Origin of the sequence: Actinomadura rugatobispora (genome assembly GCF_042656285.1) — a bacterium.
Taxonomy (GTDB): domain Bacteria; phylum Actinomycetota; class Actinomycetes; order Streptosporangiales; family Streptosporangiaceae; genus Spirillospora; species Spirillospora rugatobispora.
In genome coordinates, this window is sequence record NZ_JBHSON010000001.1 from 74181 (window position 1) to 90142 (window position 15962).

The 15962-nt window shown below is 76.2% G+C and carries 8 protein-coding genes; 4 read left to right on the forward strand and 4 right to left on the reverse strand.

The window, feature by feature from the left end; translation table 11 throughout:
* Window positions 1-8: 8 nt before the first annotated feature.
* Window positions 9-1721 carry a toprim domain-containing protein gene (locus ACFPZN_RS00295; protein ID WP_378278856.1) on the forward strand — a complete coding sequence of 571 codons (1713 nt, stop codon included), beginning with the start codon at window positions 9-11 and terminating at the stop codon, window positions 1719-1721.
* Window positions 1722-1999: 278 nt separating this feature from the next.
* Here ACFPZN_RS00295 and ACFPZN_RS00300 read toward each other — a convergent pair whose 3' ends face one another.
* The gene (locus ACFPZN_RS00300; RefSeq protein ID WP_378278858.1) at window positions 2000-3385 is read right to left on the reverse strand and encodes a sensor histidine kinase; all 1386 of its coding nucleotides are present in this window, start codon (window positions 3383-3385) and stop codon (window positions 2000-2002) included.
* 164 nt (window positions 3386-3549) lie between these two features.
* Here ACFPZN_RS00300 and ACFPZN_RS00305 point away from each other — a divergent pair, with 164 nt between their 5' ends.
* Entirely contained in the window at window positions 3550-4455 is a 906-nt protein-coding gene (locus ACFPZN_RS00305) for a hypothetical protein (RefSeq protein ID WP_378278860.1), read from the forward strand.
* A 10-nt stretch (window positions 4456-4465) separates the two neighbouring features.
* Here the strand turns inward: ACFPZN_RS00305 and ACFPZN_RS00310 are convergent, their stop codons facing one another.
* Window positions 4466-11641 carry a tetratricopeptide repeat protein gene (locus ACFPZN_RS00310; protein ID WP_378278862.1) on the reverse strand — a complete coding sequence of 2392 codons (7176 nt, stop codon included), beginning with the start codon at window positions 11639-11641 and terminating at the stop codon, window positions 4466-4468.
* Window positions 11642-11808: 167 nt separating this feature from the next.
* Here ACFPZN_RS00310 and ACFPZN_RS00315 point away from each other — a divergent pair, with 167 nt between their 5' ends.
* Complete coding sequence (locus ACFPZN_RS00315) at window positions 11809-12720, forward strand: AraC family transcriptional regulator (RefSeq protein ID WP_378278864.1); 912 nt, start codon at window positions 11809-11811, stop codon at window positions 12718-12720.
* Here ACFPZN_RS00315 and ACFPZN_RS00320 read toward each other — a convergent pair.
* Window positions 12693-14270, reverse strand: a complete 1578-nt coding sequence (locus tag ACFPZN_RS00320; RefSeq protein WP_378278867.1) for an ABC-F family ATP-binding cassette domain-containing protein — start codon at window positions 14268-14270, stop codon at window positions 12693-12695. The two genes, ACFPZN_RS00315 and ACFPZN_RS00320, sit on opposite strands and share 28 nt — an antisense overlap.
* A gap of 135 nt (window positions 14271-14405) precedes the next feature.
* On the opposite strand from ACFPZN_RS00320, the gene ACFPZN_RS00325 reads away from it, so the two are divergent.
* Window positions 14406-15353: an ankyrin repeat domain-containing protein gene (locus ACFPZN_RS00325; RefSeq protein ID WP_378278869.1), complete on the forward strand. Its 948-nt coding sequence runs from the start codon at window positions 14406-14408 to the stop codon at window positions 15351-15353.
* Here ACFPZN_RS00325 and ACFPZN_RS00330 read toward each other — a convergent pair.
* Complete coding sequence (locus ACFPZN_RS00330; RefSeq protein ID WP_378279228.1) at window positions 15337-15900, reverse strand: HD domain-containing protein; 564 nt, start codon at window positions 15898-15900, stop codon at window positions 15337-15339. The genes ACFPZN_RS00325 and ACFPZN_RS00330 overlap by 17 nt on opposite strands.
* Between the last annotated feature and the right edge of the window lie 62 nt (window positions 15901-15962).

Genomic DNA, 15962 nt, shown 5'->3' on the forward strand with positions numbered 1-15962 from the left:
ACCGCTATATGGCGATGCCCGGTGACGAGCTGCTCCCCGCCGTGCTGCGCGGCGTCGCCGCGCGGGAGGCCGCCCGGCTGCGCGACGGCACGCTGCCGTGGACGTGGTGGCTGGAGCTGGCGGCCAGGTTCGGGCTGCGGTACGGGTTCACCGACACGCTGCTGATCGCGGCGCAGTGGCGGGCGGCCACCGACGTCCGGTCGTACGGGGCGTGGCGCTCGGCCGGCCGCCAGGTCCGCAGGGGCGAGACCGGGATCCGGATCCTGGCCGACGTGCTGGACGCCTCCACCGCGAACGGGACGGGCCCGCGGGCCGTGTTCGACATCAGCCAGACCGACGGCCTGCCGCCCGAGACGCCCGCCTTCCCCGGACCGCGCGAGGCCAGGAGGCGGCTCGCGGCGCTCGGGGCCCGGTACGGCATCCCGCCCGCCGCGGAACGGGGCGACGACCTCGACGCCTGCGTCCGGCTCGCCCACCAGCTGGCGCACGCGCTGCGTCCCGGCGACCGGATCGACCGGCCGGGGGCGCAGGGCTGCCGCGGGGCGCGCCGGTTCGAGGCCGACTCGGTGGCGTTCCTCGTCCTGGCGCGGTACGGGCTCCCGGCGGACCGGCCGGCCTTCCCGGACGGGCCGGTGCCGTACGCGGTGCCCGACGTGGGCGACCGGATCCTGCGGGTGAGCCGGCGGATCAGCGCGGCCGGCGGGCACGGGAGCGGCCCGCTGCGGGACGCCCACCGCTTCTTCCAGGCCCGGCTGGACGACGGCTGGGTGCCCGCCTACCTGGCCGGACGGGGGTTCGACCGCGGAGTGCAGCGGCGCTGGGGGCTCGGGTACGCGCCGCCCGGCCCGCGCGCGCTCACCGACCACCTCCGCTCGCGCGGCCACTCCGACGAGGCGCTCGTCGCCGCCGGGCTGGCCCGCCGCACGCGGTCGGGGCGGCTGCGCGACACCTTCCGCGACCGGGCGATGTTCGCGGTCCGCGACGCCGCCGACGGGACGGTCGCCGGGTTCGTCGGGAGGCTGCCCGAAGGCGCGCCCGGCCCCAAGTACCTCAACGGCCCGGACACCGCCGCGTACCGCAAGGGCGAGCTGCTGTACGGCCTGCACGAGGTGCGCGAGCGGCTGGCCGCCGGGACGGCCCGCCCGGTGGTGGTCGAGGGGCCGCTGGACGCCATCGCGGTCAACCTGGCCTCCGGCGCGTACGCCGCCGTCGCCACCTGCGGGCTGGCGCCGACGGCGGGGCAGCTCGGCGCGCTCGCCCGGGTCGCCGATCTCGACCGGACCGGGCTGGTCGTGGCGCTGGACGGGGACCGGGCCGGGCGGGCGGCGGCGCGGCGCCTCTGGACGCGGCTGGACGGCGTCCGCGGCCCCGTGGAGGCGGTGCCCCTCGGCCCCGGCGAGGACCCCGCCGGGGTGCTGCGGGAGCGGGGCCGCGCGGGCGTGCGGGCGGCGCTGCGCTCCCGGGCGAGCCTGATGGACGTGCTGGTCGACGACGCGATCGCGCGGTGCGGCGGGACGCTGGCGGCACCGGAGGAGCGGCTGGCCGCGATCCGGGCCGCGGTGGCGGTCATCGCGCGGGGGCGCCCGGCGGAGGCCGCCCGCCAGGTCGCCCGGGTGGCGGAGCGGACGGGGGTCGGCTGCCCGCTGGTAACCGCCGAACTGGTCGAAACGGTCAGTCCGGATTCCGGTCCCGCACCTACCGCTCATACCAACAGGCGGTAATCGGTTCACCACTCAACGCCCCCCTTCGACCGCTCGTCGACAGGGTCCCCGTAGGGCCGAACCTACGGCCCAGTACGGAATAGCTTCATCGCACCCTGTGGGAGTGAGGCTCGCATCGGTTCCTGGTGGGGGGCGGGCGGCGCCCGGTGAGACGGACGGCCGCCGCCCTGGAGCCGCGACCGCCTCCCCACCGGGTGGGGGGACGGGGTCACGGCGACCGGTTGAGGCGCGCACCGGTCGCCGTGACCTCCTTCGCGGGCCGCGCGAGCCGCCGGCTCCTAGTGGACGCCCGGCAGCCGCAGCACGAAGCGGGCGCCGCGCGGGCCGTCCTCGATCGTGAGGGTCCCGCCGTGCGAGGCCGCGATCTCCCGGGACAGCGGCAGCCCCAGGCCGCTGCCGCCCTTGTCGAGCCGGCGCCCCTCGCGCAGGCGGGTGAACCGCTCGAAGACCCGCTCCCGGTCCTCCGGCGCGATGCCGGTGCCGTCGTCGTCCACCGTCACGACCACCTCGTCGTCCCTGACCGCGACGCTGAGGTCGACCCGCGCGCGGGCGTGCCGGACGGCGTTGTCGAGCAGGTTGGTCAGCAGCCGGTCCAGCTGGACGGGCGAGCCGAGCACCCGCGCGGGGCCGTCCAGGTCCGCGTGCACCGGCACCCGGGCGCGGGCGAGCCGCCTGATCTGCTCGGCGGCCAGCCGGCTCAGGTCCACCACGCGCCGCTCGGCGGTCGCGCCCGCGTCCAGCCGGGCCAGCATCAGCAGCTCGTCCACGATCCCCGAGAGCCGCTCGGTCGCCGCCAGGGCCTGCGCGTTCGCGGCGGGCCAGTCGGCGCCCTCGGGGTAGGCGGAGTTCGCCTCCAACTGGAGGCGGAGCGAGGTGATCGGGCTGCGCAGCTCGTGGGAGGCGTCGGCGACGAACCGCCGCTGCGCCTCGGCCGACCGCTCCAGCCGCTCCAGCGTGGCGTTGGTGGTGGACGCCAGGCGGGCGATCTCGTCCCCGGAGCCGGGCACGGGCACGCGGCGGCTGAGGTCCTGGCCGCTGATCTCCTCCAGCTGCGCCCGGATCCGCCCCACCGGGCGCAGCGACAGCCCCACCGCGCCCCACGCGACCGAGGCCACCAGCAGGACCGCGAACGGCGTGACGATGAAGATCAGCAGGTTGAGCAGGGTGAGGGCGCGCTGCACCTCGACCAGGTCGACGGCCGCGTACACGGTCACGGGACCGTACGGCGAGCGCACCCGCAGCGCGGCGACCAGGTGCTCCTCGGGCTTCTCCGAGCGCCCGCCCGGCGGCCGCATCGGGACCTGCTGGGTGGCGACGGCCTCGTACCCCTCGGGCTCGAAGGAGGCCATCCGGCCCCGGCCGCGCAGCCCGGCGCTGGAGGCCAGCACCCGGCCGTCGCTCGCGACGACCTGCACCTCGTAGCCGGGGCCCAGGCCGCCGTGGGGCACGCTCAGCGTCCCGGGCAGATTCCCGGTGCGGGCCGGGCCGGCCGCCCGCCGCGCCGCCAGCTCGACCCGGCTCTCCAGCCCCTCCCGCAGGTCGCCGGGCACCAGTGCCAGGATCAGGCTGGAGGTGATCGAGAAGACCACCATGGAGATCAGCGCGGCCACCACCGTCAGCCTGGCGCGCAGGGAACGCGGCACCAGGCGTCGCAGGCCGGTCATCGCCCCCCTTCCCCTGGCGTCCCGAGGCCGCCACCGCACGTGACGAGAAGATCGTTCCCTTTCGCGGCGACATCACCCCTGCAGGTCAGGGCCCTGCGCGACACGCGCGGCGGCGCGACCGGAACCTACAAGACCGGACGGCCCGGCCCGCCCACGATGGACGCATGACGATCGACATCCACGCCGCCGGGTCCTTCATGGCCGGCCACGCCCGCGTCCTCGACCGCCGCCGCTTCGCGCTGCTCACGGGCGGCGGCGACACCGCCGGTCTGCTCGCCGCCCTGGACGGCTACCGCAACCCCGACGGCGGCTACGGCTGGGGCCTGGAGCCCGACCTGCGCTCCCCCGAGAGCCAGCCCGGGACCGCGCTGCACGCCTTCGAGGTCTTCGAGGAGGCCGCCCGGGCCGCCGCGCCCGCGACCGGCCTCCCGGAGGCGGCCGCGCTCTGCGACTGGCTGGGCTCTGTCACGCTGCCGGACGGCGGCCTGCCGATGGCGCTGCCGCTGACCACCGAGGCCGCGACCGCCCCGTGGTGGCGGGCCGCCGACCCGGCGGTGTCCTCCCTCCAGATCACCGCGGTGTCGGCGGCCGCCGCGCTCCGGGTGGCCGCGCACGACCCGGCCGTCGCCGCCCATCCCTGGCTGGACCGGGCGGTCGGCTACTGCTTCGAGGCCGTGGAGGCGCTCGACGAGAGGCCGCACGCGTACGTGCTGTCGTTCGCGCTGCACTTCCTGGACGCGGCGCACGACACCCGGCCCGAGGAGGCCGGCGCCCTGCTCCGGCGGCTGGCGGCGTTCGTCCCGCCCGAGGGCGAGCTGCCGGTCGAGGGCGGCACCGCGGACGAGAGGCTCCGTCCCCTGGACATCGCCCCCCGCCCCGGGCGCCCCGTCCGGGACCTGCTCGCCCCCGAGGTGATCGAGGCCGACCTGGACCGGCTCGCCGCCGGGCAGCAGGACGACGGCGGCTGGAAGGTCGACTACGCCGAGATCTCCCCGGCGGGCGCCCTGGAATGGCGCGGCGCCATCACCGTGCACGCCGTGGCGGTCCTGCGCGCCAACGCGCGGATCTGAGTCCCGCGCCTCACCCTTCGGGGTCGAGCTTGCCCAGCAGGGCGCGGGCCTGCTCGGCGAAGGACTCCTCGCCGGACCCGGCCGCCCGCCGCAGATGCTCCCGGGCCAGGTCGAGGTCGCCGTCGCCGTGCCGGATCTCGCCGAGCCGGTACGCGGCCTCGCCCACCAGGTCGGCCTTGGTCGTCCCGGTTGCCAGGGTCAGCTCGTAGTACCGCACCGCAGAGTCGCGGTCGCCCAGCCAGTACGCCAGCTCGCCCAGGTGGGCCGCGGCCAGCGGCGCCTGGCCCTCCACTCCGGCGTCGATCACCTGCCGGTACCAGCGCAGCGCCTCCGGCCAGTCCCGGTCCCGCTTGCCGAGCGCGCCCAGGTACATCTTGGCGAGCGCCTCCGCGTGCGCGTCGGCGTCGCCGGGCCCCTGGACGGCCTGGAGGTAGAGCTCCCGCGCCCGGTCGGGCCGCTGCTCGTGGTGGGCGCGGGCGAGCAGGACGGCGATGTGCCGCGTGTAGCGCGTCTCCGTCTCCGGGATGCGGGCCAGCACCTCGCCGCCCTCCGCGAACTCGCCCGCGTCCACCAGCGCCTGCCCGAGCGAGAACAGCGCGGTGGGCTCGCCGCTCTCGGCGGCGGCGCGGAGGGTGCGCAGCGCGCCCTCGTGGTCGCCCTGCTCGCGCTGCAGCAGCCCGAGCAGGCTGCCCAGGAACGCCTGGTCGCCCTCGTCGAGGCCGGTCTCGGCGGAGTCGCCGGTGATCGCCCGGGTGACGCCCTCCAGGCCCGCGGCGTCGCCGGCCCGGCGCAGCAGCGGGACGAGCCGCCCGTTGGCGACCAGCCGCACCTCGGCGTCGGAGTGCCCGGCCAGCCGCTCGTAGATCGCGCGCGCCCGTTCCGGGTCGCCCGCCGAGACGTACAGGTCGGCCAGGCCGATCTCCAGGTCGGGCGAGGGGTCGGACAGCATCCCGGCGAGGCACTCCACGTACAGCATGGCGGCGGCGCGGTCACCGGCCTCGGCCAGCCCGGTGGCGTACCGCCGGGCGGTTTCGACCGCGTCCTGCTCGCCCGTGGAGCGGAGCAGCGCCAGCGCCCGGCCCGCGACCTCGTGGACGCCCTCGCGGTGCGCCCGCTCGGCCACGACCGCCAGGTTCTGGGCGGCCGTCTCCGCCAGCGACGACAGCGGCTCCGGGTCGGCCGGGTCGATCTCCGCGCGGGCGACCAGGCCGAGGGCCTCGGCCGCCGCCGCGAGATCGCCGTCCTCGAAGGCCCACTGGCCGCGCAGCGTGCCGGCGCGCGCCCGCACCTCCGGGTCGGCGGCCTCGGCGGCACGGGAGATCTCCGCCGCCGCCTCCCCCGGCTCGCCGCGTTCGCGCAGCGTCCGGGCCAGGTCGGTGCGGATCCGCGGGGTGACCTCCGGATGCCCGGCCGCGATGCCCCGCCGGTACAGCCGGACCGCCGCGTCGCCGTCGCCGCGGTGCCCGCGCGAGTCGCCCCACAGCCAGTAGCCGACCGCGACCGTCTCGGGGTCGCCGCTGGTCACCGCGCGCTGGGCGGTCTCGGCGACGGCGTCGTGGTCCTCCTGGTCCGCCAGCGCCAGCAGCAGACTGCGCAGCGGGACCAGCGCGGCCGGGTGGTCGACGTCCGCGCCCTTGCGGTACGCGGCGACGGCGGCCTCCATGTCGTCCTCGACGAAGCCGTGGATGTCGCCGATGTCGTCGTAGGCGACGGCGATCTCCTCGGGGTCGCCGTACGCCACGACCGTCTCCAGGATCCGGCGGGCCTGCGCCGGGTCGTCGTCCATGATCTCGCGGGCGGCGCGGATCAGCTGCCGGCCCGCGGCGCCGGCGGTGGCCTTGCCCGACTGGTTGCGCATCAGCCACAGCAGGGAGTCGGCGCCGTCCGGGCCGTTCTCCTCCTCGGCCTCGGGTTCGTCGGATTCGGTGGAGGTGAGCGTGGCCAGGGCGGCGTGGAGGGCGCCGTCGTAGGCGGCGTCCACGCCGACGACCGCTTCGAGGAACGACCGTATCCCCGCGGGGTCGTTCCCGGTGACCTGGGCCGCCACCGTGAGGGCCACGTCGGCGCCGCTGTCGCGGAACCCGGCCCGCGTCCCCAGGACCATGCCGCGCAGGGCGAGCGCGTGCTCGCCCTTGGTCCCCGACTCGATCGCGATGGCCATCACGTTGTTGGCGGCCGTGGAGATCATGTCGGCGAACTGGCAGGGCTCGCCGGGGCCGGTGAGCACGGCCACCCGCCCGAACGCCTCCAGCGCCCCCGGCATGTCGCCGCCGAGGTACATGATGTTGCCCAGGTAGCTGTCGGCCTTGGCGGTGAGGACGACGTCCCCGGCGCCCGCCGCCCGCTCCCGGACGCGCGCGGCCTCGGTCTTGGCCGCGCCGTCGTCGCCCTTGCGCTGGAGCACGTGGGCCAGTTCGAGGCGCGTCTGGAGGGCGTCGGCGAGGTCGGCGTCGTCCGGTTCGATCCGCGCGGCGGCCTCCAGCGCCTGGCGGTACGCGTGTTCGGCGCCGTCCAGGTCGTCCCGGCCGCTGAGTATCTTCGCCAGCACCTGGTGGCCCGACGCCACTGTCGTGGGGTCGCCGGTTCCGGTGGAGCGGCGCGCGAGTGCCTCGGCCTCGTCCAGGTCGCCGTCCTCGTAGTGCTTCCAGGTCCGTTCTCGCAGCGCGCTCAGGAGGTCGGCGGGCTCGCCGGTCTCAGGGCTCTCGGGCTCGGGCTCGGGCGCGGGGTCGCCGGCGGAAACAGGGTCGGGAACCGGAACCGGATGGCCCGCGGCGCGGGCGGCGACCTCCAGGGCCGCGCCGTCGTCGCCCGCCTCCTTGAGCAGGGGCACGAGCAGGGCGGTGGCCGCCATCCGCACGGCGACGTCGTCGGACGACGCGAGCGGCTCCAGGAGCGTCCGGGCCTCCTCCGGCTCGCCGCGCTCGGCGAGGAGTTCGGCCAGGGCCAGCAGGGCGGTCCGGTCGCCGGCGGGCGGGAAGGCGGCGGCGCCCTTGTAGTAGGCGCGCGCGGCGTCCAGGTCGCCGCGGTCGGCGGCCTCGGCCGCGTACCGCCGCGCGATCTCGACGGCGCCGTCGGGCGCGCCGCCCGCGGCCGCGAGCCGGAGGGCGCGCACGGCGATGGCCGCGTCCCCGGCCTCGTCGGCCATGCCGGCGACGGCGCCCAGGTTGTTCAGCGCCATCCGGTGCAGCTCGCGCACCTGGTCGTCCGGCTCCGGGACGCGCAGCGCCGCCGCCGCGGCCGCGCCCATGGCCTCGGCGGCGCCCGCGTGCCGCCCGTCCTGGCCCAGCCAGACCCCGAGCAGGTTGCCCGCGCGCACCGCCGGGACGGGATCGTCGCAGGTCAGCAGCGACTCCATGGTGCGGTGCGCGGCCTCGGTGTCGCCGTGCTCATGCAACGCCTCGCCGAGCTCCACCTGGATGTACGGCACGTACACGGCGTCGGCCTGCTCGGACGCGGCGCGCAGCTCCGCCACGGCGCCCGCCAGATCGCCCCGGTCCTTGAGCACCCCGCCCAGTGCCCAGTGCCCCTGGACGGCGGTCTCCGGGTCGGCGGTGGCGACGGCCCGCCGGGCGGCGGTCACCAGGGCATCGAGGTCACCGCGCACCGACAGCACCGGGAGGAGATGCTGCAGGCACTGCAACGCCGCGGGATCGTCGATCGCCGCGCCGCGTTCGAGGGTCTCGACCGCGGCGTCCAGGTCCCCGGCCAGCCAGTGGGCGTGCCCGAAGGCAGCGCAGATCTCGGCGACCTGCCGGGGCGTGCCGTGGTCGAGGACGAGCCCGTACAGGTCGCCGGACCCGTCCGCGCCCGCGGCGAGCCGCTCCTGAGCGACGAGGGAGACCAGGTCGGCGGCGCGCTCGGCGTGCCCGGCGCCGGCCGCCCGCGCGAGCAGTCCGCGGACGTCCGGGAGCCGCCAGTGGTACAGCGCGACGTGCAGTTCGGCGATGAGGGGCGTGCCGTACTCGCGGGCGAGGAGTTCCAGGGCGCCTGCGTCGTCGCCGTCGCGGAGCCGCAGCACCGCCCGCTCGACGAGGCTCGCCGTGCCGAGCCGTTCCATGGCGGGCAGCGCGATGTCGGGGTCGGAGGAGGCCGCGGCCCGTTCGTAGGCGTGGCGGGCGCCGTCATCGTCGCCGGTCGCGGTCAGGTAGCCGCCCAGCTCGTAGGCGGCGACGGCCAGGCTCTCGGCCGCGTCCTCGGCGCCGTCCCTGCCGGGCTCGGCGAGGCGCTCGTAGCGGGTGACGGCCCGCCGGGCGTGCTCGGCGGCCCGCGCGGGTTCGCCCCGCTGGTCGCACAGCCGGGCCAGCAGCACGCCCGCCATCGCGGCGGCCCGGAGCTCCATGCTGTCGTCGGACGGGGCGGCGGCGAGCACGGTCTCGAACTCGGCCGCGGCGGCGTCCGGGTCGCCGCTGTCGCGGAGCGCGGCGCCGAGCGTCAGGGCGACGTGCGGGCCGTCGCCGGTCTGGTCCACCTGGACGGCGCGGGCCTCCTCCACCCGACCCGCCGCGACCAGCACCCGTACGACGGTGTCCAGGAGCCGGGTGTGCTCCTCGTCCCCCGGATCGGCGGCGTCGAGCGCCCGCCGATACGCGTCGGCCGACCCGTCCAGGTCGCCGAGGTGGAACAGCGCCTCGCCGAGCCCGCCGGCCGCGCGGCGCGCTTGGCCTTCGTCCTCGCCTTCGGCGGCGCGGGCCCACGCCTCGGCGGCGCCCGCGTGATCGCCCGCGTCCCCGCGCAGCGCGCCCAGGTACAGCGCGGCCTCCTGCGCCTGGACGGCCGGTCCGTGCTCGATCGCCAGGGACAGCGCGGCGTCGGTGGACGCGTGCTCGCCCGCGCGCTGCCACGCGTGCGCGGCCTCCAGCGCCAGCCAGGCGGTCATGGCCCCGCGATGGTCCTCGCCGCGCTCCCGGGCGCCGGCCAGCACCGCCGCGGCCCCCGCGAAGTCCCGGTCGAGGAGGCGGCGCGCGAACACCCCGTCCACCGCCAGCTCCGGATGGTCCTCGGGCACCAGCGCGAACGCCGCCCGCGCCGCGTCGAAGTCGTCCAGCCGGACCCGGGTGAAGCCCAGCAGCCAGGCGCTGCGCGGCGCCCGCAGCCGGTCGCCGCGCGCCACGATCCGCTCGTGCACGGCGGCCGCCCCGGCCAGATCGCCCCGCGCCTCCAGGATCTGGAGCGCGCCCGCCTCGGCTTCCGCGGCCAGCCCCGGATGCCCGGAACGGGAGACCGCCTCGAACGCGTCGAGGGCCTCGCCGGCGTCGCCGTCCGCGTCCCGGCCCTGGAGGGCGGTGCCCAGCGCGTACGCCACCCACGGCGCCAGCACCGGATGCCCGCCGTCGCGTGCCCGCCGCAGCGCGCCGATGACCTCGTCGGCCTCGGACGCGCCAGAGGCGTCGCGGAGGATCCAGGACAGCACGGCGGCGTGCGAGAGCGCCAGCGGGTCACCGGACGCGGCGGCCTCGTCCAGCAGTCGCACGCCCTGCGAACGGGGCGCGGCGCCCAGCGAGACGTACACCTGCCCCAGCATGCTCTTGGCCAGCGCCGCCACGGCCGGGTCGGCGTGCCCCTCGCACTCCCGGTAGCGGGCGACGCCGATCTCCCGGCCGAGCCGCTGGTAGTCGACCAGTGCGGCGAGCACCGGATGCGGCGCCCCGGCCCCGCTCGCCGCGATCAGCAGGCGGTGCACGGCCGCGCCGAACCCGCCCGCGAAGTCCTCGCCGTCGGCGACGGGTTCCAGCAGCTCGTCCGCCTGCTCGGGGTCGCCCTCGCCGAACTCCAGGGTCGCCAGCATCGACGCGGCCCGGTCGGACGGCCCGGTGATCTCCGCGTCCACCACCCGGCGCAGCAGCGCGCGGGCTTCGTCCACCGCGCCCTCGCGCAGCCGCTCCAACGCGGCGTCGCAGTCGTCGACCGCCCGTTCGTACTCCTCGTCGGGGCCGCGCACGGCCAGCTGCGCCTGGGTCAGCACCAGCCGGGCCTGGAACGCCAGGTCGGGCTCGTCGTCGATCTCCCCGGCCCGCTCCAGCAGCTCCACCACACTCAGGCGGCGCGGATCGTCCGCCGGCAGCCCGGCCAGCAGCGTGCCGAGGAAGTGCACCGCGCCCCAGCGGTACTCGGAGACGCCGTCCAGCACCGCCCGCCAGTTGGCGACGGCGTCCTCGACCTCACCGGCCTCGGAGTACACCTGCCCCAGGCAGGCCCGCGCCTCCACGGCGAACTCGGGATGGCCCGACTCGACGACCCGCCACAGGATCCCCCGGGCCTCCCGCTCGCCCTCCTCGCCGTCCATGTCCCGGGTGAACTTCGACTCCTGGATCAGCGCGTCCAGCCGGATCTCCGGGCGGTGGTCCTCGGCGGCGCGCCGGTACGCCTCCCGCGCCTCGGCGTTCTCACCGAGGTCGAACAGCGCGGCGCCGAGCAGCTTCTCGGCCCGGCCGCGCTCGGCCGGGTCCCCGACCGCGATCGCGTGCTCCATGACCCGGCGGCAGTCGGCGAACTCGCCGCGCCCGGCGTAGATCGGGTACAGCCGGAACGCCGCCGCGGTGCACAGGGCGGGCATGCCGTGCGCCAGCATCCTGTTCAGCGCGGTCAGCACGACCTCGTCGGCGGCCTCGGCCTCTTCCGCGTGCTCGTCCAGCAGCGCGCCGATCGACTCGAACGCCTCCCATGCCTCGCGCTCGCGCTCGCCGCCGTCCTCAGGCCAGCGCGGGACGTCCAGGTCCGCGGCGAGCCGGGCCACCTCGGGGTCCGCCGCGCGCCGGACGCGCTCCAGGACGGCCGCCGCGCCGTCCAGGTCGCCCAGGCGGCGCAGCACGGTCACCAGCGTCAGCTCGGCCATCGCCGCGATCTCGGTGTCGGCGCCGCCGGCCGCGGCCCGCAGCGGGCGGTGGGCCTCCGCCCACTCCTCCGCGTCCACCAGCATCAGGCCGAGCGCCACGGCCGAGCGCTGCGCGAAGACCGGATGGCTCCCGGCGGCGACCGAGCGGTGCGCGGCCCGCGCCCCGTCCAGGTCGCCGCTCTCCTGCAGCAGGCGGCCGAGGAGATGGGACGCCTCGGCCACGGCCTCGGCCCCGCCGCCGGAGTCGTCACGGGCGGAGACGACGATCGCGCGCAGGGCCCCCGCCGCGCCGTCCAGGTCGCCGTCCCGCCACTGGTCGATCGCCGTCTGGAGCCGTGCGGCCCACGAAGACATGCTCGCTTCCCCCTCGTACCCCGGCCCCGTATCCGGTTCCTCGAGTGATCATTCACCGTGCGGACGGCGAACGTACTGGAATGAACCCCGGTTTTTCCGGACTTTCACTGATTCGCCGTGTCACACGGGGGCCGAGCGGAGGTCAGGACCGGCTATATCGTGACGGCGTGGACCCCTTCGACGATCTGCTGAAAGGCGTGCGCGGCGAAGGCGCCGCGTTCGGCACCTCCGCGCTCACGCCCCCGTGGGGGCTGCGCTTCACCGACGGCGCGCCGCTGACACTGTGCGTGCCCATGCGCGGCGAGGGCCTGCTCACCCAGGGCGACCTGACCCTCCCGATCCGGGTCGGCGAGGCCGCCATCGTGCGCGGCCCCGAGCCGTTCGTGTTCGCCGACACCGACGCGCCCCGCACCGTGCGCGACGTCGGCCCCGGCGACTCCGCCGCTGGCACGGGCGACACCGTCCTCCTCGCCGCGTCCTACCGGCTGAACGGCGAGATCGCGCGCCGCCTGGTCGGCGTGCTGCCCCCGATGATCGTCGTCCCGGACGAGCACGACTGCGCCGCCATGCGCGGCTACCTGGAGGCCCAGCTGGACGCCTGCCGCCCGGGCCGCCAGATCGTCCTGGACCGCCTGCTCGACTGGCTGCTGGTGTGCACGCTGCGCGACTGGTTCGACCGTCCCGAGGCGGTGCGGCCCGGCTGGTACCAGGCCCTGGGCGACCCGGTGGTCGGCCCGGCCCTGCGCGCCGTCCACGCCGACCCCGGCCGCCCCTGGACGCTGGCCTCCCTCGCCGCCGCCGCGCACGCCTCCCGCACCACCCTCGCCCGGCGGTTCACCGAACTGGTCGGCGAACCCCCGCTGGCCTACCTCACCGGATGGCGGATGGCGCTGGCCGCCGAACGGCTGGCCGACCCGTCGGCGACGGTCGCCGCCGTGGCCCGCGAGGTCGGCTACACGGACGCGTTCGCGTTCAGCTCGGCGTTCAAGCGGACCCTCGGCAAGAGCCCGACCGCCTACCGGAAGGACGCCGAAGGCTCAGGCCCGTCCGGTCAGGCGAGGGCGACCAACTCCATGTAGTCCTCGCTCCAGAGGTCCTCGTCGGCGTCCGGCAGCAGCAGCACCCGTTCCGGACGGAGAGCCTCGATCGCGGCCTGGTCATGGGTGACCATCACCACCGCGCCCTTGTACGCGCCGAGAGCCCCCAGAACCTCCTCCCGGGACACCGGATCCAGGTTGTTGGTGGGCTCGTCCAGCAGCAGCACGTTCGCCCCCGAACTCACCAGCCCCGCCAAGGCCAGCCGCGTCTTCTCCCCGCCTGACAGGACCCCGGCGGGCTTGTCCGCGTCGTCCCCAGAGAAAAGGAACGAGCCCAGGATGCGGCGCGCCTGCCCAGGCTCCAGGTGGGGCGCGGCGTCCGCGAGGTTCTGCGCGACGGTACGGGCCGGATCGAGCGTGTCGTGCTCCTGGGCGAAGTACCCCAGCCGCAGCCCGTGCCCGTGCACCACCCGCCCCGAGTCGGGCCCCAGCCGCCCGGCGAGAACCTTCAGCAGCGTGGTCTTGCCCGCGCCGTTCAGCCCGAGCACCACCAGCCGCCCGCCCCGGTCGACGGCCAGGTCCACGCCCGACAGCACCCGCAGGTCACCGTACGACTTGGACAGGCCCACGGCGCCCAGCGGCATCCGCCCGGACGGCGCCGGATCGGGCAGCCGGATCCTGGCGGCCTTCTCCGCCCGCCGCACCGGCTCGGACTCCGCCAGCATCCGGTCGGCCCGCCGCGCCATGTCCCTGGCCCGCACGGCGGTCGCGCTCCTCGCGCGCATCCTGTCGGCCTGCGCGTGCAGCGCCGCCGCCTTGCGCTCGGCCGCCGCCCGCTGCCGCGCCCGGCGCCGCTCGGCGGAGTCCCGGTCGGCCAGGTAGGTGCGCCAGCCGGTGTTGTGCACCTCCATCGCGCCGTGCTCCAGGTGCCAGATCCGGTTGGCGACCGCGTCCAGCAGCCCGGTGTCGTGGCTGATCAGCACCAGCCCGCCGGGATACCCGCCCAGGAAGCCGCGGAGCCAGCCGATCGAGTCGGCGTCCAGGTGGTTGGTGGGCTCGTCCAGGAGCAGCGTGCCCCGTTCGGCGAACAGGACCCGGGCCAACTCGACCCGCCGCCGCTGCCCACCCGACAACTCGCCGATCGGACGCTCCAAGACCCGGTCGGGCAGACCCAACCCCGCAGCGATCCGCGCGGCCTCGGACTCGGCGCCGTACCCGCCACGCGCCTGGAACTCGGCCTCGGCACGGACGTACCGGGCCATCGCCCGTTCGTCCTGAACCAAGGCGGCCTCGGCCACGCGCAGGGCCCGCACCGCCTCGTCCAGGCCGCGGGCAGACAGGATGCGCCCGGTCACGGTCACCGCCGGATCGGCCGCCGCCGGATCCTGCGGCAGGTAGCCGACGGGCCCGGTACGGACGACCTGCCCCGCCGCGGCCGGCGACGCCCCGGCCAGGATCCTCATCAGGGTGGTCTTGCCCGCCCCGTTACGTCCGACCAGCCCGACGCGGTCGCCGGGGGCGACATGGGCGGTGGCACCGGACAGCAGCAGGCGGGAGCCGGCACGCACGCCGACATCACGGAAGGAAAGCATGGAATGACGCTCCGGAAAGGCTCATGGGCACACGGGTGGCGAGGAACGTGTGTCCTGAGCTAGGAGATCCGGGGCGCCGACATGGATCCGAGCGTACCCCAGCCTGTCAGAGGCGGCCCGTACCATCCGGATCCCATGGACTCCGACTGGACGGGCATGCCCCGGCGCAACTGGGAGAACCTCGCCCTCGTCCGCGCCCGCCTAGACGCCGGCGCCGACCCCAACGCACCCGTGTGGCACGGCGAACTCCCCCTCCACGTGGCGGCACGGGACGGCTCCCCCGAAGTGGTCGCCGAGCTGGCCCGGCGCGTCGACGACATCGACGCCGACCACGAAGGCCGTACGGCATTGTGGCTGGCCGTCTACGCCCGCCGTCCCGAGAACGCCCGCGTGCTCGCCGCCGCCGGCGCCGACCCGTGGCGCCCCATGATGGGCGGCTGGTCCCCGGGCCAGCTCAGCCTGGCGGGCCCGACACCTTTCCCCGTCCCGCCCGGCGAACCCGGCCTCTCCGACGCCGAGGCCGCCATGGTGGCGGAGAGCGCCCAGCTGATCGCGGCGCTCGACGTCCCCCACTACCACGGCACGGGCCTGGCCTGCGTCGCCGACATCGACGCGGCCGAGGCCGCACGGCGCCTGGAGGCGACCCCGATCGTCCCCGACGAGGAGTACGCCGACGAACCCTGGCCCTTCCACGAGGAACTGGACGACGACGAGCTCGACTTCATCGTCGGCGCCACCGACGTGCCGGGCGGATGCGTCATCACCCAGCCCTGGGGCTACCTGCCCCGCACCCGGGAGGTCACGACCCGCCTGTCCGCCGGCACCCTCTGCTACGGCATGTACGCCAACCCCAAGAGCGGGAACCAGGGCAGCGTGCTGATCGACGGCGTCACCGAAAGCTGGGACGTCACCCCCGGCGGCGAGCCGATCGCCGACGACGACTCAGACGAGATCCTTCTCGCCTACCTCTACCGGCACCGGGCCATCGCCTACGCCTGCGCCTACGCGGGCCTCAAACCGTCCGACGCCCGCGCCGTCACGGGCCCGCCCGACGTCTGGCTCGAACTCACGCGCCGTCCATAGCCCGCTTGTACCACTCCATCGACCCCGTGCGGAGGGCCTCCTCAGCGAGCCTCCGGGCCGTCTCCGTCCGAAGCTGGGCCAGGGAACTGTCGATCCACGGCTGCGTGTTCGCGTTCCCGTGCTCGCGGTATTCGACGGCCTGCAGGAGGCATTCGAGCTTGTCGGCGTCCCGGGCGCAGACCGCCTCCGCGCTCGCCCTGCCCTCGTACTCGTCCACCACGCCCGTGATCATCCGCGCCACCGCCTCCGGAAGCCCGGCCGTCTGGTCCGCCGTCACCCTCTCGTTGGACGCCTTCGTGACGTACGGCCGCGCCAGATACGGGATGTCCGTGAGCCGGGTCTCCTGGCTGTCATGGAAGAGACTGAGCAAGGCCGCCCTCTCCGGATCGGCCCCCTCCATCGCCGCCAGCACACTGGCGATGATCGCCGTCCGCAACGAGTGATCGGCGATGCTCTCCGGATCCCGGACCCCCGCGACGAGCCAGCCCGTCCGCTTGTACCGCTTGAGCAGCCCGACCTCGTACAGCAACCCCACCAGCCGCTCCATGCCCGGCAGCCTACTGCGGGCGGCGAAGCCGTCGACCGGGATACCTGAGAAGGCGACCGCCA

Excerpts from the sequence above, each read along its gene's own strand:
- ACFPZN_RS00295 (WP_378278856.1), top strand. The coding sequence starts at position 9 with ATGGCGATGCCCGGTGACGAGCTGCTCCCCGCCGTGCTGCGCGGCGTC.
- ACFPZN_RS00300 (WP_378278858.1), bottom strand. The coding sequence starts at position 3,385 with ATGACCGGCCTGCGACGCCTGGTGCCGCGTTCCCTGCGCGCCAGGCTG.
- ACFPZN_RS00305 (WP_378278860.1), top strand. The coding sequence starts at position 3,550 with ATGACGATCGACATCCACGCCGCCGGGTCCTTCATGGCCGGCCACGCC.
- ACFPZN_RS00310 (WP_378278862.1), bottom strand. The coding sequence starts at position 11,641 with ATGTCTTCGTGGGCCGCACGGCTCCAGACGGCGATCGACCAGTGGCGG.
- ACFPZN_RS00320 (WP_378278867.1), bottom strand. The coding sequence starts at position 14,270 with ATGCTTTCCTTCCGTGATGTCGGCGTGCGTGCCGGCTCCCGCCTGCTG.
- ACFPZN_RS00325 (WP_378278869.1), top strand. The coding sequence starts at position 14,406 with ATGGACTCCGACTGGACGGGCATGCCCCGGCGCAACTGGGAGAACCTC.
- ACFPZN_RS00330 (WP_378279228.1), bottom strand. The coding sequence starts at position 15,900 with ATGGAGCGGCTGGTGGGGTTGCTGTACGAGGTCGGGCTGCTCAAGCGG.